Below are 24,457 nucleotides of genomic sequence, written 5' to 3' on the forward strand. Positions count from 1 at the left end.
GGCGATTAACCCACGCTGTGTTCCAGGCTGATGGCCAGAAGTTTCTGCGCCTCAACGGCGAACTCCAGCGGCAGCTCGGAGAAAACGTCCTTGCAGAAACCGTTGACGATCATCGAAATGGCGTCATCCTCGCTGATGCCGCGCTGCAGGCAGTAGAACAGCTGGTCATCGCCGATCTTCGAGGTGGTGGCTTCGTGCTCCAGCTGAGCGCTGTTGTTGCGCGCTTCAACGTAAGGGAACGTGTGGGCACCGCTGTCCGGCCCGATCAGCATCGAGTCGCACTGGGTAAAGTTACGGGCGTTTTCCGCCCCCGGCAGGATTTTCACCAGGCCGCGATAGGTGTTCTCGCTGTGGCCGGCGGAGATGCCTTTGGCGATGATGGTCGACTTGGTGTTTTTGCCGATGTGGATCATCTTGGTGCCGGTGTCCGCCTGTTGATGGCCGCTGGTCAGCGCCACCGAGAAGAATTCACCGATCGAATTATCACCCTGCAGGATCACGCTCGGGTATTTCCAGGTGATGGCCGAGCCGGTTTCCGACTGGGTCCAGGACATTTTCGAGCCGGCGCCTTCGCACAGCGCGCGCTTGGTGACGAAGTTGAGGATGCCGCCCTTGCTCTCGCCGCCGGAGAACCAGTTTTGCACCGTCGAGTATTTCACTTCGGCGTCTTTATGCAGGATCACTTCCACCACCGCCGCGTGCAGCTGGTAGCTGTCGCGCACCGGGGCGGAGCAGCCTTCGATGTAGCTGACATAGCTGCCTTCGTCGGCGATCAGGATGGTGCGTTCGAACTGGCCGGTTTTCGCGGCGTTGATACGGAAATAGGTCGACAGCTCCATCGGGCAGCGCACGCCTTTCGGCACATAGACGAAGGTGCCGTCGGAGGCCACCGCGGCGTTCAGCGCGGCGAAGAAGTTATCGTTGGAGGGCACCACGCGCCCCAGGTACTGACGCACCAGATCCGGGTATTCCTGGATCGCTTCGCCGAACGAGCAGAAGATCACCCCGCTCTCCGCCAGTTTTTCACGGTAAGTGGTAGCGACCGAGACCGAGTCGAAGATGGCGTCCACCGCCACCTCGCTGCCCTCGCGCACCGGCACGCCGAGCTGATTGAACGCCAGCTCCACTTCGCTGGTCAGGTAATCTTTTTCCGTCGCCGCGCCCGGTTGCTGCTCGGCGCCGGGTTGCGAACCGCAGGCGTCGTCGCAGCTGCCGCAGGAGGGCGCCGAATAGTAACTGTAGTCCTGGTAGTTCAGGCGATCGTAATTGGCCTTCAGCCAGTGCGGCTCTTCCATCTGCAGCCAGGCGCGGTAGGCCTCGAGGCGGAATTCAAGCATCCACTCGGGTTCGTTGCGCTTGGCCGAGATGGCGCGCACCACCTCTTCGTTGATGCCTTTGGCCAACTCATCGGTTGCCAGCTGGGTGAAGAAACCTTCTTTGTAGCGACCTTCGCTGACCCAAGCCTGCACTTCATTAGGCATTTCTACATTGCTTCGTGTCATGTTGATTGCATCGCTCAAACGCCAAAGCTCTCGCCGCACCCGCAGGCATGCTGAGCTTTAGGGTTGTTGAATTTGAATATCTGATTCAGCCCTTCGCGGACGTAATCTACCGTGGTGCCATCGATGAACGGCATGGCTTTCAGCGGCACATAGAGTTTGGCGCCGTCGCGCTCAAACAGCAGATCTTCATCGGCGGGTTCGCGGGTCAGATCCAGCACATAGGCAAAGCCGGCGCAGCCGGATTGTTTCACCCCTAGCTGCAGCCCTTTCACCTGCGGATCCTGCTGCATCAGTTTCGTTATTTGTCGTACGGCGCTATCGCTGAGCGAAATGCCTTGCCAGACATTTTCATCCAGAGAAAAAGTGCCGACATTTTCCGTTTGCATAGGGTCTACCTCACACTCGTGTTTGGCCACAGCCAATCTGGGTTGCTTATATGTTAGTGATAACGATTATCACTTCAACCGTTTGTTTTGCGGGGGTATCCGCCGCGAGCGCGGTTTTTCGCTGCGGCGCGCGGCAAGCCAGCGGGACACCCGTGGCGGCTTGCGGCGTCTGGCGGCAAGGTGTGCATGCTATCCCTATGAATTCGTTATCTATCCTGCATCATCGTACCGCACTCCCCGGTGGCCCGTCAGCGTTACAGCGCCGCGGTACGTTGCCGATCTAAACATTCATAGAAAATACCTATTTCTGCATTCTGTCTGTCGTAAATGTGCGTTTATCGGCATTTCGTGGCGCAACGCAAGCGCGCACCCTCAGGTTAAAGTTTAGTCGCTCAGGATTAAGTTGGGTCGTCGGCGGCCTTTTACACCCCGCGCGATGAAAAAACGCCACGCCGGGGATTGATCGGCAACGCGGCAGTTTATATGATAATGATTATCATTCAATTGTAATTTGAGCGCGAAGCCAATGACTCTTTCGATCAACGCATGGTTGCTGGGCAAGATTGATGACTACAAATTCAGCGTGCGCGACGCCACGGTGGACTTTTACATGGCCGAAGCGGCGCTGCGGCGCCCGGAATGCAATATCGACCACCTGAAGCGGTATAACAGCGTCAGCCTCACCATGGCCAATCTGTGCCTGGAAAACGGCGACGATGACAGCTATCTGCACGCGCTCAGCAAGCTGCATAACCGGCTGATCGTCGAAATCAACAACCCGCAGCGCTGCCAGCTGTTTCGGGTGCAAAGCTACCACTTCGCCCGCCACACGCTGACGCTGATCTGCCAAAAATATGCAATGGAGGGCACCTGGGAGAAGGCGAACGCGTTTCAGAAGGACTTCGTCAAACGCGTGCCGTTTCAGCTGTAAGGCTAAAAGCTCCGCAGGCCGACGGCCTGCGGAAAGTGGCGGGGATCAGTCGATGACCGCCGTGGTCAGGCGCGAGGTGCAGCACAGCCGATCTCGCGCGTCGAAGATCTCGATTTGCCACACCTGATGGCGACGGCCGACGTGCAGTGCGCGGCACACCCCGCGCACCTGGCCATCGAATACCGCGCGCAGGTGGTTGGCGTTGATCTCCAGCCCCACCACTTTCTGCTCGCCTTCGCTGCACAGGTAACCGGCCATCGATCCCATCGATTCCGCCAGCACCACCGATGCCCCGCCGTGCAACAGCCCGAACGGCTGCCGGGTGCGGCCGTCGACCGGCATGGTGGCCTCGAGGAAATCTTCGCCCAGCTGGGTAAACTCGATGCCCACATGGCTGACCATGCAGCCGTCGCCAGCGCGGTTCAGCTGGTCCAGCGATGTTTCACGTTTCCACAATTTCACTCAATCATCTCCAGAAGTGCCTGTAATGGGTGGCGCACGCCATTGCCCTCGATGCGTTTCACCTGGCTGCGGCAGGAATAGCCGGTCGCCAGGCAGCGCTGCCGCGGCAAACGCTGCAGCGTCGGATGCCATGATAGCTCATAAATGCCGAGCGAGTTTTGCAGGTTCTTGGCTTCATGGCCGTAAGTGCCCGCCATGCCGCAACAGCCGACGCTGACGTTCTCCAGTTTGGCGCCGAAGCGGGCGAAGATCGCCGCCCACTGTTGGCCGCTGGCCGGCAGCGCGGTGGTTTCGGTGCAGTGGCCGAACAGATACCACGGCTCGCCGGTCGCCGGCTGTTCGGCGCGATCCGCGATCCGCTGTTGCAGCCATTCATGCACCAGTTGCACCTGGAAATCGCCGCGTTCGGCGCCGAGGATCTCGCGGTATTCGTCGCGGTAGCACAGCACCAGCGCCGGATCGACGCCCACCAGCGGCATATCGAGCTGCGCCACGCGGTTGAGGAAATCGGCGGTTTTTCGCGCGGTGCGGGCAAAGCGCGTTAGGAAACCTTTCACATGCTGCGCCTTGCCGTTTGGCGAGAACGGCAGCAGTACCGGTTTATAGCCAAGCTTTTCCACCAGCCGGACAAAGTCCGCCACCACTTTGGCGTCGTAATAACTGGTGAACGGATCCTGGACGATCAGCACGTGCTCTACGCGCTGCTCGGCGCTCAGCCCTTCCAGCTGTTCCAGCGTCAACGTGGTCGCGCGGTGGCCGGACAGCTGCTGGCGCAGCGTCGGGCTGGACAGCAGCGGCAGATCGACCATGCCGATGACGTTGCGGCTCATCTCCCGCAGCCACGGCTGGCGGAAGAAGAAGTTGAACACCTTCGGCGCGCGCGCCATCAACGGGGTATAGCTCTCTACGCCGGCGACCATGTAGTCGCTCACCGGACGCAAATAGCGAGTGTGATAAAGCTGCAGGAAGCGCGAACGGAATCCCGGCACATCAATCTTGATCGGGCACTGGGTGGAGCAGGCCTTGCAGGCCAGGCAGCCGGACATCGCCTCTTTCACTTCGTGCGAGAAGTCATACTCGCCCTTGCCGGCGTGCCAGCTGTTGCGGGTCTTTTCGATCAAACCGCGCAGGCTGACTCGCTGCTGCGGCAGCTGTTTCTCCAGCGCCAAAGGATCGACGCCCTGCTCGGCCAACAGACGCAGCCACTCGCGCACCAGCGTCGCCCGCCCTTTCGGTGAATGAATGCGGTTGCCGCTGATCTTCATCGACGGGCACATCGGGCTGCGCACGTCGAAGTTGAAGCACAGGCCGTTGCCGTTACACTCCAGCGCGCCGCGGAACGAGGTGCGCACCTCGACCGGGATCTGGCGATCAAAAGTGCCGCGTTTGACCGCGTCCACCTGCATCATCGGCGCATCCACCGCCAGCGGCGAACAGATCTTGCCCGGGTTCAGGCGGTTATCCGGATCGAACGCCGCCTTGATGCGGCGCAGCTCCTCATACAGCGTTTCCCCGAAGAATTCAGGGCTGTATTGCGCGCGGAAACCCTTGCCGTGCTCCCCCCACAGCAGGCCGCCGTATTTGGCGGTCAGCGCCACCACCTGATCGGAGATCTGCTTCATCAGCACCTCCTGCTGCGGGTCGCACATGTCGAGCGCCGGGCGCACGTGCAACACCCCGGCGTCGACGTGGCCGAACATGCCGTAGCTCAGATTGTGATCGTCGAGCAGTTGACGAAACTCGACGATATAGTCCGCCAGGTGTTGCGGCGGCACGCAGGTGTCCTCGGCGAACGGAATCGGCTTGGCGCGCCCTTTGGCGTTGCCCAGCAGCCCGACCGCCTTCTTGCGCATGTTGTAAATGCGTTCGATGCCCACCAGATCGCCGCAGATTTGGTAACCGATCACGCCGCCCTGCCGCTGCGCGATCAGTTCATCCAGCCGTTGGCACAGGGTTTCCATCTGGCCGTCGATCAGCGCCCGATCGTCGCCGGCGAACTCGACGATGTTCAGCCCGAGCATCTCTTTATCCGGCACGTCGGCGATCAGTTCGTTCACCGAGTGCCAAACGATGTCTTCACGCGCCAGGTTCAGCACCTTGGAATCGATGGTTTCCACCGACAGCGCCTTGGCTTCGACCATAAAGGGCGCATTGCGCAGCGCCGAGTCGAAGGAGTCATACTTCACGTTGACCAGGCGGCGCACTTTCGGCAGCGGCGTGATGTCCAGCCGCGCCTCGGTGATAAACGCCAGCGTGCCTTCTGCGCCGGTCAGGATGCGCGTCAGATCGAAGGTTTGCAGATCGTCGCTCAGCACGTGGCGCAGATCGTAACCGGTGAGAAAGCGGTTGAGCTTGGGGAATTTCTCCAGGATCAGCGCGCGCTGCTCGCGGCAGCGGTTGAGCACCGTGCGGTAGATGCGCCCTTCGGCGGTCTCTTCCAGAGCAATCGTTTCCGCCAGCGCCGTCGGCATGGCGCGGGTGTCGATCATCTCACCGCCCAGCAGCACCGCCCGCAGGCCCAACACGTGATCGGAGGTTTTGCCGTACACCAGCGAGCCCTGGCCGGAGGCGTCGGTGTTGATCATGCCGCCCAGCGTGGCGCGGTTGCTGGTGGACAGTTCCGGCGAGAAGAAGTAGCCGAACGGCCGCAGGTATTGATTCAGCTGATCCTTGATCACCCCCGCTTCGACTTTTACCCAGCCTTGTTCGACGTTGATCTCAAGAATGCGGTTCATATGGCGCGACATATCGACCACGATACCGGTATTGAGCGACTGGCCGTTGGTGCCGGTGCCGCCGCCGCGCGGGCTGAAGGTCAGCGTCTTGAATCGCTCTTCCCCGGCCAGACGGGCGATCAGCGCCACGTCGGCGGTGGAACGAGGGAACACCACCGCATCGGGCAACAGCTGATAGATGCTGTTGTCGGTGGCCATCGTCAGCCGGTCGGCATAGCTGGTGGCGGTATCGCCGTTGAATCCGTTTTGCTTCAGTGCTTCCAAAAAGTCGAGCACCCGTTGAACAAGGCCGGGCGCCTGAGAAATCTGTGGGATCATTCGCTTTTTTGACCCTGTCCGTCTATTTTTTATGCGCTGATGTACGCTGAATCGGGCCTTTAATTCAGACCCACCCTATTTTTTAGTGACACTAAAAACTAACATACTCGTTTAGTGAAGGCATTCACATTATTACCGCCCCGCGAGCGCCGCCACCGGCGGCCGACCGGCGGTGATAAACCGACCGACAGGCACCCCGATTCGCCGGTGCCAGGGATTTAATTGACAGGATGAGAAGCCACTGATGCCACTCCCGCAATCGCGTTACGACCTACCGCGAATTATTTTCGGCGTGCTGTTTATCGCCATCATGATCGTTGCCTGTTTTTGGGTGATCCAACCGTTTATTCTCGGCTTCGCCTGGGCGGGCATGGTGGTGATCGCCACCTGGCCGCTGCTGCTCAAGCTGCAAAAGCTGCTGTGGGGCCGCCGCTCGCTGGCGGTGTTGGTCATGACCCTGCTGCTGATCCTGCTGTTCATTCTGCCAATCTCCCTGCTGATCAGCAGCGTGGTGGATAACAGCGCGCCGCTGATCGCCTGGGCCAGTTCGCCGGGCAAGCTGCATATTCCCGATCTCGCCTGGCTACAGTCCGTGCCGATGATCGGCGACAGGCTCTATACCAGCTACCACACGCTGGTTAACGCCGGCGGCGCCGCGCTGCTGGCGAAGGTGCAACCGTACTTCGGCCAGACCGCCACCTGGTTCGTGGCGCAGGCGGCGCATATCGGCCGTCTGCTGCTGCACTGCGCGCTGATGCTGCTGTTCAGCGCCTTGTTGTATGCGCGCGGCGAGCAGGTGGCGCTGGGTATCCGTCACTTTGCGGTGCGCCTCGGCTCCAAACGCGGCGATGCGGCGGTGCTGCTGGGCGGCCAGGCGATCCGCGCCGTCGCGCTGGGCGTGGTGGTGACGGCGTTGGTGCAGTCGGTGCTGGGCGGCATCGGTCTGGCGGTGAGCGGCATTCCGGCCGCCACTCTGCTGACAATGCTGATCTTTATCTGCTGTGTGGCGCAATTGGGGCCGCTGTTGGTGCTGGTGCCGGCCATCATCTGGCTGTACTGGCACGGCGACACCACCTGGGGCACCGTGCTGCTGGTCTGGAGCTGCGTGGTAGCCACGCTGGATAACGTGCTGCGCCCGGTGCTGATCCGCATGGGCGCCGATCTGCCGCTGCTGCTGATCCTGTCCGGCGTTATCGGCGGTTTGCTGGCCTTCGGCATGATTGGCCTGTTCATCGGCCCGGTGGTATTGGCGGTATCTTATCGCCTGCTGACCGCCTGGATGGATGAAGCGCCGGAGCCGACCACCGCGCCGGAGCAAGTCATCGAAGATCTGGAAAAACGCTGATTCCCCTCTTCCGCCCGCATCGTCGGGCGGAATATTTCGCCCCGTCATTACTCCTACCTCATTCGAGTAATATCTCCGCCAAATATAATGCCGCCCTATATTGATTGAGGCTCGGCGAATGAAAGGTGCAATGTAAATCCCTGTTTGTTGCAAACGGCAAAAAGAGATAACTCCCGCAAATAAAATGTGATGCCGCTATCGATTAGGATGATTCTTAATGACTAGTCGCGTTCAAAAATCTAGTATTATGGCCATCTATTGCTTCAAATCACTGATTTTAAAGCAACCTTTCTGAACAATGTAATGCCATACATGTGAATTGCTGTGTGTAGTCTTTGCCCATCTCCTACGGTGGGCTTTTTTTTATTCTTTTTTCGTCGAATTGATTATTTTACGCGCCGTTATTTACATTCAGAAATAAAAAGGCCGCAGCGTTAACTGCGGCCCGACGTTAATGCCTCAGCGAGGCCGAGACATTATTTCTTTTTCGACAAATTGATCCAGGTCTGCACCACGGTGTCCGGATTGAGCGACAGGCTGTCGATGCCCTGCTCCATCAGCCACTCGGCGAAGTCTTCATGATCGGACGGGCCCTGGCCGCAGATGCCGACGTATTTGCCGTGGCGCTTGGCCGCCTGAATCGCCATCGACAGCAGCGCTTTCACCGCGTCGTTGCGTTCGTCGAACAGCTCCGATACCACGCCGGAATCGCGATCCAGCCCCAATGCCAGCTGGGTCATGTCGTTGGAACCGATAGAGAAGCCGTCGAAGTGCTCGAGGAACTGATCCGCCAACAGCGCATTGGACGGGATCTCGCACATCATGATCACTTTCAGCCCGTTTTCGCCGCGCTTCAGCCCCTGACGCGCCAGCTCGGCCACCACCGCTTCCGCCTGCGCCACGGTGCGCACGAACGGCACCATGATTTCGACGTTGGTCAGCCCCATTTCGTTACGCACGCGTTTCACCGCCTCGCACTCCAGCGCGAAACAATCGCGGAAGCTGTCGGCCACGTAACGGCCGGCGCCACGGAAGCCCAGCATCGGGTTCTCTTCGTGCGGTTCATACTTGTCGCCGCCCACCAGGTTGGCGTACTCGTTGGATTTGAAGTCGGACAGGCGCACGATCACGCGCTTCGGCCAGAAGGCGGCGCCCAGCGTCGCGATGCCCTCGGTCAGACGGCCGACGTAGAACTCGACCGGGTGATCGTAACCCTGCATCAACGCGCGAATTTCGTTTTGCAGCGCCGGCGTCTGCTGGTCGAACTCCAGCAGCGCGCGCGGGTGCACGCCGATCATGCGGTTAATGATAAATTCCAGCCGCGCCAGGCCCACGCCTTCGTTCGGCAAGCGTGCGAAGTCGAAGGCGCGATCCGGGTTGCCGACGTTCATCATGATCTTCAGCGGCAGATCCGGCAGCTCGGTCACTTCGGAGCTCTGCACGCTGAAGTCCAGCATATCGCTGTAAACGAAGCCGGTGTCGCCTTCCGCGCAGGAGACGGTGACTTTCTGGCCGTCTTTCAGCACGTCGGTGGCGTGGCCGCAGCCTACCACCGCCGGAATGCCCAGCTCACGGGCGATGATCGCCGCGTGACAGGTGCGCCCGCCGCGGTTGGTGACGATCGCGGCGGCTTTCTTCATGATCGGTTCCCAGTCCGGGTCGGTCATGTCGGTCACCAGCACGTCGCCCGGCAGGATGCGATCCATTTCGCTGATGTCGTGGATCACTTTCACCGGACCGGCACCAATACGGTGGCCGATGGCGCGGCCTTCCACCAGCACCGGGCTGGAGCCGTTCAGCTGGTAGCGCTCCATGGTCTGCTCGTTGGAGCGCACGGTCTCCGGGCGCGCCTGCACGATCAGCAGCTTGCCGGTATGGCCGTCTTTCGCCCACTCGATATCCATCGGGCGGCCGTAATGTTTTTCGATCAGGATCGCCTGCTGCGCCAGCGCCTGCACTTCGTCATCCGTCAGCGAGAAACGGCTGCGCTGCGCTTCCGGCACGTCTTCGATGCGCACCTGCTTGCCGTGATCCTGCGACGGTGCGTACACCATGCGGATCTTTTTCGAGCCCAGGTTGCGGCGCACGATCGCCGGCTTGCCGTTTTGCAGCGTCGGTTTGTGCACGTAGAACTCATCCGGGTTCACCGCGCCCTGCACCACCATTTCGCCCAGGCCGAAGGCGGAGGTGATGAATACCACCTGATCAAAGCCGGACTCGGTGTCGATGGTGAACATCACGCCCGAGGAGGCCAGATCGGAGCGCACCATGCGCTGTACGCCCGCCGACAGCGCCACGCCGCGGTGATCGTAGCCCTGGTGCACACGATAAGAGATGGCGCGGTCGTTGAACAGCGACGCGAACACGTGCTTGATCGCCACCATCACGGCGTCGATGCCCTGCACGTTGAGGAAGGTTTCCTGCTGGCCGGCAAAGGACGCGTCCGGCATGTCTTCCGCCGTGGCGGAGGAGCGCACCGCAAAAGAGGCTTCCGGTTCGCCGTCGGCGAGCTGTTGGTAAGCCTGATGAATTTCACGTTCGAACTCGGCGTGGAACGGCGTGTCGATCACCCATTGGCGGATCTGGGCGCCGGCCTTGGCCAGTTGTGCAACGTCGTCAACGTCGGTCTGATCCAGTAGCTGATAGATGCGCTGGTTAACACCGCTTTGTTCGAGGAAATCGTTAAACGCCTGTGCGGTGGTGGCAAAACCGTTTGGCACGGCCACGCCCAAATCGGAAAGATTGGTGATCATTTCACCGAGAGAGGCGTTTTTGCCGCCGACACGGTCAACGTCGTGCATGCCAAGCTGGTTGTACCAAAGCACATTACGCAAGTCTGGGCCATTGTTGGACATCGAGACAATCCTTATTGCTATCAGTAGGGTAAAGACGGATTTAATTCGCTTGCTTTACGGCGCCGCTAACACGGAACCGAATCAGACTAGCACACTGATCTGGGGAAAATGGAAAGGTGAATCGATCAACCCACTGAAGAAAGTGGTTTTTAAGAGAATGTCCTAACCGGCTGATTTGCATGGGAACCGTTCCCAATCGCACGAAAAGCTTAGTTCTCAACAAATTACGTTCTTTTTAAACTTCTGTTTCAATGACCACGCAAACGCTACCGTTTTTGGCGAAAATAGCGGCAAGTTTGCGTTTCGGTTCGAAAAGCGTCGCTGCGCTACGATTTTTATCGCCGGCAAAACGCGCTTTTCTTCACGCGCCGCCGCAACGCGCTTTACCGCCTCGCCGTCACAATTTTTCCCCTCGCCCCTTTACCGACGGATCGTCCGCGGCCCATGATATTGACAGTGATGACAGCAGGAACACCGTTTTCAGGTAAGGAGCCTCGGGTGGAAAGAAGCGTTTTTTATATTTCGGATGGTACGGCGATCACCGCCGAAGTGCTGGGGCACGCGGTGCTGTCGCAGTTCCCGGTCACGGCGACCACCTATACCTTGCCATTTGTCGAAACCGAGGCGCGCGCACGCGCAGTTCGCCAACAAATCGATGATATCTATAATGAAACCGGCGTGCGTCCGCTGGTGTTTTACTCCATCATCTCGCCGGAAGTGCGCGATGTGATCGTGCAGAGCCAGGGTTTCTGTCAGGATATCGTGCAGGCGCTGGTCGGCCCGCTGCAGGGTGAGCTGGAAGTGGAGCCGACGCCGGTGCCGAACCGTACCCACGGCCTGACCGCCAGCAACCTCGGCAAGTACGACGCACGCATTGCCGCCATCGACTATACCCTGGCGCATGACGACGGCATTTCGCTGCGCAACCTCGATCAGGCGCAGGTGATCCTGCTCGGCGTGTCGCGCTGCGGTAAAACCCCCACCAGCCTTTATTTGGCGATGCAGTTCGGCATCCGCGCCGCCAACTACCCGTTTATCGCCGACGATATGGACAATTTGCACCTGCCGGCCTCGCTGAAACCGTTTCAGCATAAATTATTCGGCCTGACCATCGATCCGGAGCGCCTGGCGGCGATCCGCGAAGAACGGCGTGAAAACAGCCGTTACGCTTCACTGCGCCAGTGCCGCATGGAGATCGCCGAGGTTGAGGCGCTGTTCCGCAAAAATCAGATCCGCTACCTCAATACCACCAACTATTCGGTCGAAGAAATCTCCACCAAAATCCTCGACATCCTCGGCATGAGCCGCCGCATGTTCTGATCTTTTCCTCGCGGGGCCGCCGTGCCCCGCCGCCTGCCGTTTATTTCAGCAACAGCTGATTTTTTTGTGCTTTTTTTCGCGGCTTTGATCAACAGAACACAATCTCTACGGTTGAATTCAGCGCTTTTTGCGTTATTGTGATCGCCATCACTTCCCGGCACTCCTGCCGCAGAGAAGAACAGTTTCCAGGGAACAACATGTACAAAACAGATGAACTGCGGACCGCGCGCATCGACAGCCTCGTCACGCCGCAAACGTTGGCGGACACGCTGCCGATCTCGGCGGCCATCGCCGATAACGTGACGGCGTCACGTAAACGCATTGAAAAAATTCTCACCGGTGAAGACCGCCGCCTGCTGGTGGTGATCGGCCCCTGCTCCATCCACGATCTCGACGCCGCCGTCGATTACGCCGGCCGGCTGAACGCCCTGCGCGAACGCTACCAGGATCGTCTGGAAATCGTGATGCGCACCTACTTCGAAAAACCGCGCACCGTCGTCGGCTGGAAAGGCCTGATCTCCGATCCGGCGCTGGACGGCACCTTCCAGGTCAACCGCGGCATCGAAATGGCGCGCCGCCTGCTGCTGGAAGTGAACCAGCTCGGCCTGCCGACCGCCACCGAGTTCCTGGACATGGTGGTCGGCCAATACATCGCCGATCTGATCAGCTGGGGCGCCATCGGCGCGCGCACCACCGAAAGCCAGATCCACCGTGAAATGGCCTCGGCGCTCTCCTGCCCGGTCGGCTTCAAAAACGGCACCGACGGCAACACCCGCATCGCCATCGACGCCATTCGCGCGGCGCGCGCCGGGCACATGTTCCTGTCTCCGGACAAACATGGCCAGATGACCATCTACCAGACCAGCGGCAATCCGTATGGCCACATCATCATGCGCGGCGGCAAAACGCCGAACTACCACGCCAGCGACATCGCCGCCGCTTGCGACAGCCTGCGCGAGTTCGATCTGCCGGAGCACCTGGTGATCGACTTCAGCCACGGCAACTGCCAGAAGATGCACCGCCGCCAGCTGGAAGTGGCCGACAACGTCTGCCAACAGATCCGCGCCGGCTCCGCCGCCATCACCGGCGTGATGGCGGAAAGTTTCCTGGTGGAAGGCACGCAGAAAATCGTCGCCGGCCAACCGCTGACCTATGGCCAGTCGATCACCGATCCTTGCCTGAGTTGGTCCGACAGCGAGCAGCTGCTGGCGATGCTGGCGGATGCGGTCGATAGCCGTTTCTGACGCACTAGAGGCCGGGGCCACTCCCCGGCTTTATCCCTCCCGCCCCGCTCATCTATACTGATTGCAACGCTTTAGCACCCGCCGAAAAGCACCTGGAGCCCCGGCATGATTCACTCTCTGTTATCCATTCCCTGCGTCACGCTGCAGGGCGAGCAAAAAACGCTGGGCGATTTCCCGGCGCGCGCTTATCTGGTGGTCAACACCGCCAGCAAGTGCGGCTTTACCCCGCAGTACCGCGGGCTGGAAAATTTGTGGCAATACTATCGCGAACGCGGCCTGGTGGTGCTCGGCTTCCCCTGCAACCAGTTTGGTTCTCAGGAGCCGGGCAGCCCGCTGGAGATCGCCAACTTTTGCAGCCTCAACTACGGCGTCAGTTTCCCGCTGTTCAGCAAGATAGACGTTAACGGCCCCGGCGCGCACCCGCTGTTCAATGAGCTGAAACGCCTGGCGCCCGGCATTCTGGGCAGCCGCCGTATCAAATGGAATTTCACCAAGTTCCTGCTCACCGCCGACGGCCAGCGCGTCACGCGCTTTGCGCCGATCACCAAACCCGAACGTCTGTTTGACCGCATCGAAACCCTGCTGAAGTAACGCCCCTTTTTTACGGGCCGAGTGCGCTCGGCCCGCCGCCGGATGTCCGTTCGACAAAAAGGTTCCATCGGTAAGAAAATTTTCCTTGATGTAACCTTTCCTTCACATGATAATGATTCTCAGTTTGATATTAATTACCATTTAATGGTCTGTTTTATAAGCACAATGATGATGGATACTGCCAACACGCCTACCCCCGCCGCCGCGGCCCCGACCGAGCACAGCGCAAACGCGCCGCCCAGCTACGACAGCGCACAGCTGCTCGGCGCCGACGGCATCGCGTTCATTACCCATCAGGGCCAGCGCTATCAGCTGCGGCAGACCAAAGCCGGGAAATTGATCCTGACCAAATAACCACAGAACCCTCAAACGCCAGCCACCCCGATCTTTTGATCCAGGCAGCCAGCAAATCTATTGATATGTTTTATTACATACGGAGAGTTGCACCATGCCTCTGACATTTTCCACCCGGCTGCGTTTTTCCGCTTTGAGTCTGGCGATTGCCTGTGCTCTGCCTACGGTGGCCTTGGCCCAAAACACCAGCACAACATCCTCTTCCAACGCGGCGCCGGCTAAAAAAGCCAAAGCCGCCGACGAGACCATGACCGTGGTCGCCACCGGCAACCAGCGCAGCAGCTTTGAAGCGCCGATGATGGTCACGGTCATCGAAGGCAACTCGCCGGAAAGCCAAACTGCAGGCACCGCCGCCGATATGCTGCGCCGCGTGCCGGGCATTACCGTCACGGGTTCCGGGCGCAGCAATGGGCAAGATCTCATGATGCGCGGTTACGACCGACGCGGCGTGCTGACGTTGGTTGACGGCATCCGCCAGGGGACCGATACAGGCCATATTAACGGCACATTTTTGGATCCTGCGTTAGTGAAACGCATTGAAATCGTGCGCGGCCCCTCCGCGTTGCTGTACGGCAGCGGCGCGTTGGGTGGCGTAGTGTCTTATGAGACCGTCGATGCCGCCGATCTGCTGCTGCCGGGCCACGATACCGGGTTCCGCGTCTACGGCACCGCCGGCACCGGCGATCACAGTCTGGGCATGGGCGCCAGCGCCTACGGCAAGACCGATAACCTCGACGGCCTGCTGTCGTTCGGCACTCGCGACGTCGGCGATCTTCGTCAGGGCAACGGCTTCGATGCGCCTAACGACGAAACCATCAGCAACGTGCTGGCCAAAGGCACCTGGAAGATCGACGATAGCCAGTCGCTGAGCGGCAACCTGCGTTACTACAACAACAGCGCCCAGGAGCCGAAAAACCCGCAAACTCCAGCCAGCTCCAGTGGAAACTTAATGACCGATCGTTCGACGATTCAACGCGACGCGGCACTGAGTTACAAACTGAAACCGGCCGGCCAAGATTGGCTGGATGCAGAAGCGAAAGTGTATTATTCAGACGTAAAAATTAACGCTCACGCCAGTGGCAGCGAAGATGAAGCACGCAAACAAACCACGAAAGGCGCCAAACTCGAAAACCGAACGCGCCTGTTTGCGGATACTTTCGCCTCTCACCTGCTGACCTACGGCACCGAGGCCTACAAACAGGAACAAACGCCGGGCGGCGCTACCGAAAGTTTCCCGCAAGCAAAAATCAATTTCGCTTCAGGCTGGCTGCAAGATGAAATCACGCTGCGCGATCTGCCTGTCACTCTGCTCGCCGGCACTCGCTATGACAATTACAAGGGCTCAAGCGACGGTTATGCCGATGTGGATGCGGACAAATGGTCCTCTCGCGGTGCGGTCAGCATTACGCCTACCGACTGGTTGATGCTGTTCGGCTCCTATTCTCAGGCGTTCCGCGCGCCGACGATGGGTGAGATGTACAACGACTCCAAGCATTTCTCAATTCCAATGGGGCCAACCACCATCACCAACTATTGGGTGCCTAACCCGAATTTGAAACCGGAAACCAACGAAACCCAAGAGTACGGGTTTGGCCTGCGTTTCGATGATTTGATGCTGGCCGATGATAGTCTGCAGTTCAAAGCCAGCTATTTCGATACCAAAGCCAAGGACTACATCACCACCGATGTCACGATGGAACTGGGACGCGGTCCGCGAGGTCCTTATTGCATCAGTTGCACCACATTCTCGACCAATATCGATCGCGCCAAAATCTGGGGATGGGACGCTACGCTCAGCTATAAAACACTGTGGTTCGGCTGGGATTTGGCTTATAACCGCACCCGTGGCAAAAATGAAGCGACCGGTGACTGGTTAAGCAGCATCAATCCAGACACTGTCACCAGCTCGCTGGACGTGCCGCTGGGCGAAACCGGTCTGTCCGCCGGCTGGGTCGCCACCTTCGCCGAACGCGCGACGCGCGTGGAGACCGGCACGGCCGAACAAGCCGGCTATGGCGTCAACGACTTCTATCTGAGCTACAAGGGCCGCGATCGTCTGCAGGGCATGACCACCACCGTGGTGCTGGGCAACGCCTTCGACAAAGAATATTACTCGCCGCAGGGCGTCCCGCAGGATGGCCGCAACGCCAAACTGCTGGTCAGCTACCAGTGGTAATCATTTGACTATCTGGCGGACACCCCGGTTGTCCGCCGTTCGCATTACAGCGCAGGAGAATCCCGCATGAGCAACACCCTATACGAACGCTACCAACAGGCCAAAATCGACCACCCCGGCAAATACGCCCGCGATCTGGCGGCGATCCTCGGCGTCAGCGAAGCGGAGCTGACGCACGCCCGCGTCGGCCACGACACCCGCCGCCTGCAGGCCGACGCGCGCACCCTGTTGACCGAGCTTGAGCAGGTCGGCGTCACCAAGTCCATCACCCGCAACAGCTATGCGGTGCATGAGCAGATGGGCCGCTACCGCAACCAGCACCTCAACGGCCACGCCGGGCTGATCCTCAACCCGCGCGAGCTGGATCTGCGCCTGTTCCTCAACCACTGGACCAGCGTCTTCGCCATGAGCGAAACCAACAAGCGCGGCGTGCGCCACAGCATTCAGTTCTTCGACCAACAGGGCGATGCGCTGCACAAGGTCTACACCACCGAAGAGACCGATCTGCCGGCCTGGATGGCACTGGTAGAGCGCCACCTGAGCGAAGAGAACCCGGCGCTGGCGCTGCAGCCCGCCGAGGCGAGCGCTGCGGATGAAACGGCGCAGGATCATGCCAAAATCGACGGTGAGTGGCGCGCGATGACCGACGTTCACCAGTTCTTCCAGCTGCTCAGCCGCAACAAGCTGACGCGCCAGCAGGCCTTCCGCGCCGTCGGCGACGATCTGGCCTATCAGGTGGACAACAGCGCGCTGTCGCAGCTGCTGGAAGCGGCGCAGCAGCAGCAAAACGAGATCATGATCTTCGTCGGCAACCGCGGCTGCGTGCAGATCTTCACCGGCCAGATTGAACGTTTGATGCCGCAGGAAGGCTGGATCAACGTGTTCAACCGCCGCTTCACGCTGCACCTGATCGAAGACGCCATCGCCGAAAGCTGGATCACCCGTAAACCGACCAAGGACGGCATCGTCACCAGCCTGGAGCTGTTCGCCGCCGACGGCACGCAGATCGCGCAGCTGTATGGCCAGCGTACCGAAGGCCAGCCGGAACAAACCCAGTGGCGCGAACAGGTTGCCGCGCTCGCCGCCAAGGACATCGCCGCATGAAATCTTCCTTGATCCGCCGCCTGGCGTTGATGATGACGCTGGCGCTGCCGCTCACTGCAGCGGCGGCGCAGCGCATCGTCTCGATCGGCGGTGACGTGACGGAAATCGCCTTCGCGCTCGGCGCCGGCGACGACGTGATCGCCCGCGACAGCACCAGTCTGCATCCGGAAGCGGTGAAAAAACTGCCGGACGTCGGCTATATGCGCCAACTGAATGCCGAAGGCATTTTGGCGCTGAAGCCGACGCTGGTGCTGACGACCGAGCTGGCACAGCCGGCGCTGGTGCTCAAACAGCTGGCGGACAGCGGCGTCAAAGTCGTCAGCGTGCCGGGTGACACCACCCTGCAGGCGGTGCCGCAGAAAATCGCTACGATCGCCGCCGCGCTGCAACGCGTTGAGCAAGGCAAACAGCTGAGCGAGCGCTATCAACAGCAGTTGGCGGCGGTCGATACCTCCCCGCTGCCGATCAAGGTGCTGTTCGTCATGAGCCACGGCGGCATTACGCCGATGGCTGCCGGGCAACACACCGCCGCCGACGCGGTGATCGCCGCCGCCGGCCTGAAAAACGCCATGCAGGGCTTTGACCGCTACCGTCCGCTGTCGCAGGAAGGCGTCATCGCCAGCGCGCCGGATCTGTTGCTGGTCACCACCGACGGCGTGCGCACCCTCGGCGGCGAACAGCAGCTGTGGGCGCTGCCGGGCCTGGCGTTGACGCCGGCGGGCAAGCAGCGCCGCGTGCTGATCGTCGATGACATGGCGCTGCTGGGCTTCGGTCTGGAAACGCCGGCGGCGCTGGCCAAACTGCGCCACGCGGCGGAGCAAAAGTAATGCGCTGTCGCACCTCGCCTCAGTTGGCCATCATCGGTCTGCTGGTGTTGCTGACGCTGCTGGCGCTGGTCGCCGCTAACCTGGGCGCGCTGACGCTGTCGTTTCGCACCCTGTGGCGCGAACCTTTCAGCGACGCCGCCTGGCACATCTGGTTGAACATCCGCCTGCCGCGCGTGCTGCTGGCGGTGGTGATCGGCTGCGCGCTGGCGGTGTCCGGCGCCGTGATGCAGGGGCTGTTCCGCAACCCGCTGGCAGACCCGAGCCTGCTGGGCATCAGCAGCGGCGGCGCGCTGTTTGTCGCCCTGTTCATCGTGATGCCGCTGGCGTTGCCGGTGACGATCGCGCTGTACGGCCATATGCTGGCGGCGTTCCTCGGCAGCCTGCTGGTGTCGCTATTGATCTACGGCATCAGCCGCAGCGGGCACGGCAATCTGTCGCGGCTGCTGCTGGCGGGCATCGCCATCAACGCCCTGTGCATGGCGGCCATCGGCGTGCTCTCCTACGTCAGCAGCGATCAACAGCTGCGCCAGTTCTCGCTGTGGATGATGGGCAGCCTCAGCCAGTCGCAGTGGCCGACCCTGGCGGTTTCCGCCTCGCTGATCCTGCCTGCGGCGCTGCTGACGCTGCTGCAGGCGCGCCGGCTGAACCTGTTGCAGCTGGGGGACGAAGAGGCCCACTACCTCGGGGTTAACGTCCAGCGCGCCAAACTGCAGCTGCTGTTGCTGAGTGCCCTGCTGATTGGCGCGGCGGTAGCGATGAGTGGCGTGATCGGCTTCGTCGGTCTGGTGGTGCCACATCTGGTGCGCATGCGTCTCGGCGGCGATCACCGCTGGCTGCTGCCCTGCTCCGCGCTGGGCGGCGCCTGCCTGTTGCTGGTCAGCGATACGCTGGCGCGCACGCTGGTGGCGCCGGCCGAAATGCCGGTGGGGTTGATGACCAGCCTGATCGGCGGTCCCTATTTCTTGTGGCTGGTGATGCGCCAGCGGGAGCGAGCCGGTGGATAACGCCGCCTGCCTGACAGCCCGGGAGCTGCGTTACAGCCTCGGTACGCGCCGGTTGATCAACGACGTTTCGCTCAGCCTTGCCGGCGGTGAAATGGTGGCGATTATCGGCCCTAACGGCGCCGGTAAATCGACGCTGCTGCGCTTGCTGACCGGCTATTTAACGCCGGACTGCGGCGAATGTCGGCTGCTTGACCGCCCGCTGGAACACTGGGCGCCGCAGCAGTTGGCCAAAGTCCGGGCCGTGATGCGCCAGTACAGCGATTTGGCGTTTCCATTCAGCGTGGAAGAAGTGGTCAGCATGGGGCGATCGCCGCACGGCAAACGCGACGAGCACCAGGCGATCCAACAGGTGATGGCGCAAACCGACTGCCTGGCGCTGGCGCAGCGCGACTACCGCCAACTGTCCGGCGGCGAACAGCAGCGGGTGCAGCTGGCGCGGGTGTTGGCGCAGCTGTGGCAACCGCAGCCGTCCCCCGCCTGGCTGTTCCTCGATGAACCGACCTCGGCGCTGGATCTGTATCACCAGCAGCATACCCTGCGCCTGCTGCGCTCGTTGACGCGCCAACAGCCACTGGGCGTCTGCTGCGTGCTGCACGACCTCAATCTGGCCGCGCTGTACGCCGATCGGATCCTGCTGTTGCATCAGGGGCGCCTGGTGGCGAGCGGCACGCCGCAGGACGTGTTGCAAACGGAGATCCTCACCCGCTGGTATCAGGCCGATCTCGGCGTGGTGCATCATCCCGAAGTGTCGCTGCCGCAGGTCTACCTGCGGCAATAACGTCAAGGGCGCCATTAAGCGCCCTTTCTTCATCTCAGCTGGAGCAGGAAATCTCCAGGTGCTTGCCCCAGTCCGGCGGCAGCGCGGCGAGATCGTCATACTCCGGCGCCTCGTCGAACGGCCGCAGCAGGGCCTGATGCAACCGCTGCAAACGGCCCACGTCGTCTTTCTCCGCGTCCTCAATCGCCTGCTGCGCCAGATAGTTGCGCAGGATCAGCCGCGGGTTCACCGCCTTCATCGCCCGTTGCCGCTCCGCATCGCTCACCTGCTCCTGCTGCAAACGCTGACGATACTGCTGATACCAGGCGTCGAACGCCCCGCGGTCGATAAACTCGTCACGCAGCGGCGACTGCGCCTGTTGCTGTTCGGTTTCACTCAACAGGCGGAACGTGCGGGTATAGTCCCGCCCTTCCTGCGCCATCAGGCTCAACAGACCGGTGAGCACGTCATTATCCTGCGCCGTCGGCGTGAAGAAGCCGAGTTTGGCGCGCATCTGTTCGCCGTAGGCGCGCATCAGCGCCGGCTCATACGCCGCCAGCGCCTGCTGCAACTGTTCGGTGGTCATCAGCCCAGACAGGGTTTGTGCCAGGCGATGCAGGTTCCACAGCGCCACCGCCGGCTGATTGTCGAAGGCGTAACGCCCCTGATGGTCGGAGTGGTTGCAGATATAGCCGGGCTGGTAGTCGTCAAGGAAGCCATAAGGGCCGTAATCGATGGTCACACCGAGAATCGACATGTTGTCGGTGTTCATCACGCCGTGGGCGAAACCGACGGTTTGCCAATGGGCGATCAGGCGCGCCGTGCGTTCGACCACGTCGGTAAACCACAACAGGTAGCGCTCGGTCTGATCCTGCAGCTGCGGCCAGTGACGGGCGATGACGAAATCCGCCAGCTGCCGCACCTGCTCCGGCTGTTTACGGTAATAAAAGTGTTCGAAGTGGCCGAAGCGCACATGGCTTTCCGCCACCCGCATCAGCATGGCGCCGCGCTCCGGCTGCTCGCGATATACCGGTTGTTGGCTAGTGACGATGGTCAACGCTCGGGTGGTGGGGATACCCAGATGGTGCAGCGCCTCGGAGGCCAGAAACTCGCGGATCACCGAACGCAGCACCGCGCGGCCATCCCCCATGCGCGAATACGGCGTCAGCCCGGCGCCCTTCAGGTGCCAATCGCGGTGGCTGCCATCCGGCATGACCTGCTCGCCCAGCAAAATGCCGCGGCCATCGCCCAGTTGCCCGGCCCAGACGCCAAACTGGTGGCCACTGTACACCTGTGCCAGCGGCTGCATGCCCGGTAGCAGCGTTTCTCCCGCCCAAATCGGGGTCTTATCCTGAGTAAACCAGCTTTCGTCCAGCCCCAGCTCGCGTGCCAGCGGCTCGCTGTGATACAGCAGGCGCGCATCCTTGAGCGGCGTCGGGTTCAAGGCGGTGTAGAAACCGGGTAATTGTTGGTAGTAAGCGTTATCGAATTGCGGCATAGGCCCTCCGTTTCAGCGTAGTGTAGAGCGTGTACGGGCGGATTAACACCGAAGGAATGCAGGGAGAACGCATCCGCCTGTCGTCAGGACGGATGCAGGGAATTTGGCGTTTCCGCCTGGCGGTGGAAACGCGGTTTAACGTCGGCTGACAAACGCAGTTATCAGCATAAAACGATGGCGAATAACGGCGACGGAATCACGGTAACCTCACCCCGCGCATTATTTACCTCATTGTGTGTAGTTTTTTATATCACTTCTTAATTATTGAACTCGCTGGGCATCGTCAGCAAAGCTTGCAGATTATCCACACCAACGCTGGGCCATAAAAAACCTTGCAGGCCTAAAACACCGGCGTATCTGAGTTTATTAAAGTACTCCTTTTTCTCTATTCCTCCGACGATCACGCCTTTACATAACAGGTTGATATTCTTTAACAACGAGTCTATGACCACGTCATACCCCTGATGGGTAAACAGCTGCCAGTAAAAATGCTTGTCTATCTTTACGTAGTCAAACAAACCATCGTACAGCGCGGTCAAAGTAGCCTTACCGGAACCGAAATCATCGAGCCACAGCGTAAACATTTCGCTTAATCGCCGCACGCTCGGGTTGTTCTTCCCGGCCGAAAGATTCGGAAAACTCTCACTCATTTCAAATGCAATAAAAGGATATTGCCCGATCCGTTGGCACAACGCCGAATCGGAAAGAATAAGCTCAACGATGGTTTCTTCGATATTGATGGTCAACTGCACGTTGTTACCGGTAAACCAAGCCGCATGCTGCTCCGCAAGTTTCAATTGCTCATTAAATAACTCAATCCTTTGTTCAGGCGTCAATAAATTAATCCCAATTTCGGCCGGCATGGCCAAATCACCATCGAGACTGTTGAAACGGCTCAACATTTCCACCGCCAGCAGCCCGCCCTCCATTGAGTAAACAGGTTGAAAAACATAGCTACTAATAAAGTCAGCTTCGAGTTGGATGTTCATTTTAATGCCACAGGATGAATGGCTAGCGTATCATCGTATATCAATATATTTTATCGATCAATCCTTCTGGGATTAATCGGAAATATCAATGTAAATACCCATGAAATATCATTTAATTGATAGATTAAAGCTATACGACAATCGTGAAAGGCGCAAAGAAAAGCAGCCTGACTTATGCCATCGCGGCCGCCAAACGCGTTATGTGAAAAGGTATTTGGCTTAAGTGGAATGGATTGGCCGCTAAATTTGACTTATCTCCTTTGTTTTATTTAAGAAAAATCTTAAATAAAGTAAAATAATCTTTCCTTCTTAACGCCGATTTTTCCCGCCGTTAACGACGACTGATTAAATTTAATAACGCATCAATTCCGCCCGTTATTCTCGGCATTGAAAACGTAGAAAAGTGCCCATCTTGATTTTCAGAAAATTTGCACTACGCCCCTGCTAAACGCCGATTTCAGCGATAAAAAAAGGGATGAGCACGCTCATCCCTTCATCATCTGGCCTCCGCTAACGGATCGTTTCGCTCAGCCATTGCCGCAACTCGGCTAATTCGGCCACCTGCTGAGGATACTCTTCCATCAGTCGGTCACAGCAGGCGGCGACGGGCTCACTGCGGTAGGCGCAGCCCACCAGCATGTCCGCCAACCGCTGCAGTGGAGCGGGATTAAGGCTGTCGGTGAACACCTGCGCGCGAACAATCGCTCCCTTCTCCACATCGAAGAACAGGCCTACGCCGCCCCAGACGAAACGCTCGTTAAGCAAGTGGCTGAACGCCGGCGCCTTGCCAAAATTCCATTCCCAACTGCTCTGTTTGGCAAACTGCGCGGCAAAATCGGGCAAATCGGGGAACACGTCCGGCGAAATGATCTCCGGCTCGGCCGTCTCGCCATAGTGGGCGAAGAAGGCCTGCACGATGGCGTCGCATACCTGTTCATGGCTGATGCCCGGCAAAAACTCCGCCAGATTGGCGACGCGCGAACGCACCGAGGTAATCCCCTTGGCCTGCAGCTTTTTGGGATCCGGATTGAGGTAGTCCGCCAACCGTTCCAGATCGGCGTTCAACAGCAGCGTGCCGTGATGGAAACCGCGATCCTGCGTTTCTCGATAGGCCGAGCCGGATATTTTGCGCGGCCCGTCGGCGGTTTCCATCACCAGATCGTTGCGCCCCGACGCGCCGGCCGTCACGCCCAGCTGGCGCAGCGCCTGCAGAATGATGTCGGTCGAGACGCTTTTGTCGTAACCCGGTTTGCCGGCCATAAAGGTGAAGCAGGTATTGCCCAGATCGTGAAATACCGCCCCGCCGCCGCTGCTGCGCCGCGCCAGCCGAATGCCGTCCTGCTCCATGCGCCGGGTATTGCACTCTTTCCAGGGGTTCTGCGACTGGCCAATCACCACCGTTTCGGCATTGCGCCACAGGAAGAGAATTTTTTGCGTGGTCATTTCGCGGAAGATGCACTCTTCCACCGCCAGGTTGAACCAGGGATCATAGGAGTCGGAGATCAGTAAACGCAGGCTGTTCATGGCAGGCACCGTTCAAAACACGAGATGCCGCCATGATACACCAAATCAACGGGTTAAGGCTAAATGCGTCGCGCCTGCCAGTACACCCGCTTCCAATAGACGTTATCGAGCGAGGAGCGGATCACCCCGCGGCTGGTCGACGCGTGGATAAATTGATCGTTGGTGTCGTAAATGCCGACGTGCAGGCCGTTCTCACCGCCGCCGGTTTTGAAAAACACCAGATCGCCCGGCATCAGCTCATCGCGTGAGACCTTGGTGCCCAGTGAGGTTTGTTCTTCGGTCGAACGCGGCAGTTGCATGTCGAAGCGATCGCGGAACGTGCGGTAAACAAAGCCGGAGCAATCCACGCCGCCGCGATCCAGGCCGCCGTAACGGTATGGCGTGCCGTACCACTGGCGCAGTTGTTCATTGAGTTGGGCCACCACCACGATAGAATCCGCCAGGCGGCCGCTGGGCGGCGGCGCATGGCTGCTGCAACCGGCGAGGATCAAACTGGCTAATAAAAACCACACACGCATCCGCATAATATCCCTTC

General features: G+C 59.7%; 20 protein-coding genes and 1 other RNA gene. 12 read left to right on the forward strand and 9 right to left on the reverse strand.

The features are described from left to right. Positions 1 to 5: 5 nt before the first annotated feature. Together sufB and sufA are read right to left on the reverse strand one after the other, a co-directional pair. Entirely contained in the window at positions 6 to 1,502 is a 1,497-nt protein-coding gene (gene sufB, locus ACUTSC_RS03910; protein ID WP_033638360.1) for a Fe-S cluster assembly protein SufB, read from the reverse strand. A gap of 14 nt (positions 1,503 to 1,516) precedes the next feature. After that, on the reverse strand, positions 1,517 to 1,888 hold the full coding sequence (sufA, locus tag ACUTSC_RS03915; protein WP_445653102.1) for a Fe-S cluster assembly scaffold SufA: 372 nt from the start codon (positions 1,886 to 1,888) through the stop codon (positions 1,517 to 1,519). 526 nt (positions 1,889 to 2,414) lie between these two features. Between sufA and ACUTSC_RS03920 the strand changes: the two genes are divergently transcribed. Continuing rightward, positions 2,415 to 2,819, forward strand: a complete 405-nt coding sequence (locus tag ACUTSC_RS03920; RefSeq protein ID WP_004931369.1) for a hypothetical protein — start codon at positions 2,415 to 2,417, stop codon at positions 2,817 to 2,819. Between the two features lie 45 nt (positions 2,820 to 2,864). On the opposite strand, the gene menI is transcribed toward ACUTSC_RS03920, so the two are convergent. After that, the gene (menI, locus tag ACUTSC_RS03925; protein WP_445653103.1) at positions 2,865 to 3,281 is read right to left on the reverse strand and encodes a 1,4-dihydroxy-2-naphthoyl-CoA hydrolase; all 417 of its coding nucleotides are present in this window, start codon (positions 3,279 to 3,281) and stop codon (positions 2,865 to 2,867) included. Beyond that, positions 3,278 to 6,334 (reverse strand): D-2-hydroxyglutarate dehydrogenase YdiJ, encoded by a 3,057-nt coding sequence (gene ydiJ / locus ACUTSC_RS03930; RefSeq protein ID WP_197772988.1) that lies wholly within the window; start codon positions 6,332 to 6,334, stop codon positions 3,278 to 3,280. The genes menI and ydiJ overlap by 4 nt, the downstream gene beginning before the upstream one ends. 244 nt (positions 6,335 to 6,578) lie before the next feature. Between ydiJ and ydiK the strand changes: the two genes are divergently transcribed. Together ydiK and rprA are read left to right on the forward strand one after the other, a co-directional pair. After that, positions 6,579 to 7,679, forward strand: a complete 1,101-nt coding sequence (gene ydiK / locus ACUTSC_RS03935) for an AI-2E family transporter YdiK (RefSeq protein WP_025302642.1) — start codon at positions 6,579 to 6,581, stop codon at positions 7,677 to 7,679. A gap of 257 nt (positions 7,680 to 7,936) precedes the next feature. Then, an RNA gene (rprA, locus tag ACUTSC_RS03940) (antisense sRNA RprA) lies at positions 7,937 to 8,046 on the forward strand. A gap of 109 nt (positions 8,047 to 8,155) precedes the next feature. Here the strand turns inward: rprA and ppsA are convergent. Beyond that, positions 8,156 to 10,534 (reverse strand): phosphoenolpyruvate synthase, encoded by a 2,379-nt coding sequence (ppsA, locus tag ACUTSC_RS03945; RefSeq protein ID WP_060424302.1) that lies wholly within the window; start codon positions 10,532 to 10,534, stop codon positions 8,156 to 8,158. Positions 10,535 to 10,993: 459 nt separating this feature from the next. Here ppsA and ppsR point away from each other — a divergent pair, with 459 nt between their 5' ends. From ppsR to ACUTSC_RS03990, 9 genes are all read left to right on the forward strand, one after another. Beyond that, a complete protein-coding gene (ppsR, locus tag ACUTSC_RS03950; RefSeq protein WP_049239973.1) occupies positions 10,994 to 11,854 on the forward strand; it encodes a posphoenolpyruvate synthetase regulatory kinase/phosphorylase PpsR in 861 nt (286 codons plus the stop codon). A 197-nt stretch (positions 11,855 to 12,051) separates the two neighbouring features. After that, positions 12,052 to 13,098: a 3-deoxy-7-phosphoheptulonate synthase gene (locus ACUTSC_RS03955; RefSeq protein ID WP_445653104.1), complete on the forward strand. Its 1,047-nt coding sequence runs from the start codon at positions 12,052 to 12,054 to the stop codon at positions 13,096 to 13,098. A gap of 105 nt (positions 13,099 to 13,203) precedes the next feature. Next, complete coding sequence (locus ACUTSC_RS03960) at positions 13,204 to 13,689, forward strand: glutathione peroxidase (RefSeq protein ID WP_038871031.1); 486 nt, start codon at positions 13,204 to 13,206, stop codon at positions 13,687 to 13,689. A gap of 171 nt (positions 13,690 to 13,860) precedes the next feature. Then, positions 13,861 to 14,043, forward strand: coding sequence for a hemin uptake protein HemP (gene hemP, locus ACUTSC_RS03965; RefSeq protein ID WP_016927944.1), 183 nt, complete (start codon positions 13,861 to 13,863; stop codon positions 14,041 to 14,043). A gap of 94 nt (positions 14,044 to 14,137) precedes the next feature. Continuing rightward, on the forward strand, positions 14,138 to 16,219 hold the full coding sequence (locus ACUTSC_RS03970; RefSeq protein WP_197767732.1) for a TonB-dependent hemoglobin/transferrin/lactoferrin family receptor: 2,082 nt from the start codon (positions 14,138 to 14,140) through the stop codon (positions 16,217 to 16,219). A gap of 66 nt (positions 16,220 to 16,285) precedes the next feature. Beyond that, positions 16,286 to 17,323: a hemin-degrading factor gene (locus ACUTSC_RS03975; protein ID WP_197767731.1), complete on the forward strand. Its 1,038-nt coding sequence runs from the start codon at positions 16,286 to 16,288 to the stop codon at positions 17,321 to 17,323. Continuing rightward, positions 17,320 to 18,150: an ABC transporter substrate-binding protein gene (locus ACUTSC_RS03980; RefSeq protein ID WP_197767730.1), complete on the forward strand. Its 831-nt coding sequence runs from the start codon at positions 17,320 to 17,322 to the stop codon at positions 18,148 to 18,150. Before ACUTSC_RS03975 ends, ACUTSC_RS03980 begins: the two co-directional genes overlap by 4 nt. Beyond that, positions 18,150 to 19,154: a FecCD family ABC transporter permease gene (locus ACUTSC_RS03985; protein ID WP_033638351.1), complete on the forward strand. Its 1,005-nt coding sequence runs from the start codon at positions 18,150 to 18,152 to the stop codon at positions 19,152 to 19,154. Before ACUTSC_RS03980 ends, ACUTSC_RS03985 begins: the two co-directional genes overlap by 1 nt. After that, positions 19,147 to 19,932, forward strand: coding sequence for a heme ABC transporter ATP-binding protein (locus ACUTSC_RS03990; RefSeq protein WP_063989697.1), 786 nt, complete (start codon positions 19,147 to 19,149; stop codon positions 19,930 to 19,932). Before ACUTSC_RS03985 ends, ACUTSC_RS03990 begins: the two co-directional genes overlap by 8 nt. A 34-nt stretch (positions 19,933 to 19,966) precedes the next feature. Here the strand turns inward: ACUTSC_RS03990 and ACUTSC_RS03995 are convergent, their stop codons facing one another. The 4 genes from ACUTSC_RS03995 to ACUTSC_RS04010 form a co-directional block, all read right to left on the reverse strand. Beyond that, on the reverse strand, positions 19,967 to 21,409 hold the full coding sequence (locus ACUTSC_RS03995; RefSeq protein ID WP_445653105.1) for a protein adenylyltransferase SelO: 1,443 nt from the start codon (positions 21,407 to 21,409) through the stop codon (positions 19,967 to 19,969). Between the two features lie 257 nt (positions 21,410 to 21,666). Continuing rightward, on the reverse strand, positions 21,667 to 22,398 hold the full coding sequence (locus ACUTSC_RS04000) for an EAL domain-containing protein (protein ID WP_197767728.1): 732 nt from the start codon (positions 22,396 to 22,398) through the stop codon (positions 21,667 to 21,669). 510 nt (positions 22,399 to 22,908) lie between these two features. After that, positions 22,909 to 23,922 carry a lipoate--protein ligase A gene (locus tag ACUTSC_RS04005; RefSeq protein ID WP_445653106.1) on the reverse strand — a complete coding sequence of 338 codons (1,014 nt, stop codon included), beginning with the start codon at positions 23,920 to 23,922 and terminating at the stop codon, positions 22,909 to 22,911. Between the two features lie 59 nt (positions 23,923 to 23,981). Continuing rightward, a complete protein-coding gene (locus ACUTSC_RS04010) occupies positions 23,982 to 24,446 on the reverse strand; it encodes an NlpC/P60 family protein (RefSeq protein ID WP_016927954.1) in 465 nt (154 codons plus the stop codon). Between the last annotated feature and the right edge of the window lie 11 nt (positions 24,447 to 24,457).

This window comes from Serratia sp. TSA_105.2 (assembly GCF_052692115.1).

Bases quoted from the DNA above. Each gene is read 5' to 3' on its own strand.
- sufB (WP_033638360.1), bottom strand. From the start codon at position 1,502: ATGACACGAAGCAATGTAGAAATGCCTAATGAAGTGCAGGCTTGGGTC.
- sufA (WP_445653102.1), bottom strand. From the start codon at position 1,888: ATGCAAACGGAAAATGTCGGCACTTTTTCTCTGGATGAAAATGTCTGG.
- ACUTSC_RS03920 (WP_004931369.1), top strand. From the start codon at position 2,415: ATGACTCTTTCGATCAACGCATGGTTGCTGGGCAAGATTGATGACTAC.
- ydiJ (WP_197772988.1), bottom strand. From the start codon at position 6,334: ATGATCCCACAGATTTCTCAGGCGCCCGGCCTTGTTCAACGGGTGCTC.
- ydiK (WP_025302642.1), top strand. From the start codon at position 6,579: ATGCCACTCCCGCAATCGCGTTACGACCTACCGCGAATTATTTTCGGC.
- ppsA (WP_060424302.1), bottom strand. From the start codon at position 10,534: ATGTCCAACAATGGCCCAGACTTGCGTAATGTGCTTTGGTACAACCAG.
- ppsR (WP_049239973.1), top strand. From the start codon at position 10,994: ATGACAGCAGGAACACCGTTTTCAGGTAAGGAGCCTCGGGTGGAAAGA.
- ACUTSC_RS03955 (WP_445653104.1), top strand. From the start codon at position 12,052: ATGTACAAAACAGATGAACTGCGGACCGCGCGCATCGACAGCCTCGTC.
- ACUTSC_RS03960 (WP_038871031.1), top strand. From the start codon at position 13,204: ATGATTCACTCTCTGTTATCCATTCCCTGCGTCACGCTGCAGGGCGAG.
- hemP (WP_016927944.1), top strand. From the start codon at position 13,861: ATGGATACTGCCAACACGCCTACCCCCGCCGCCGCGGCCCCGACCGAG.
- ACUTSC_RS03970 (WP_197767732.1), top strand. From the start codon at position 14,138: ATGCCTCTGACATTTTCCACCCGGCTGCGTTTTTCCGCTTTGAGTCTG.
- ACUTSC_RS03975 (WP_197767731.1), top strand. From the start codon at position 16,286: ATGAGCAACACCCTATACGAACGCTACCAACAGGCCAAAATCGACCAC.
- ACUTSC_RS03980 (WP_197767730.1), top strand. From the start codon at position 17,320: ATGAAATCTTCCTTGATCCGCCGCCTGGCGTTGATGATGACGCTGGCG.
- ACUTSC_RS03985 (WP_033638351.1), top strand. From the start codon at position 18,150: ATGCGCTGTCGCACCTCGCCTCAGTTGGCCATCATCGGTCTGCTGGTG.
- ACUTSC_RS03995 (WP_445653105.1), bottom strand. From the start codon at position 21,409: ATGCCGCAATTCGATAACGCTTACTACCAACAATTACCCGGTTTCTAC.
- ACUTSC_RS04000 (WP_197767728.1), bottom strand. From the start codon at position 22,398: ATGAACATCCAACTCGAAGCTGACTTTATTAGTAGCTATGTTTTTCAA.
- ACUTSC_RS04005 (WP_445653106.1), bottom strand. From the start codon at position 23,922: ATGAACAGCCTGCGTTTACTGATCTCCGACTCCTATGATCCCTGGTTC.
- ACUTSC_RS04010 (WP_016927954.1), bottom strand. From the start codon at position 24,446: ATGCGGATGCGTGTGTGGTTTTTATTAGCCAGTTTGATCCTCGCCGGT.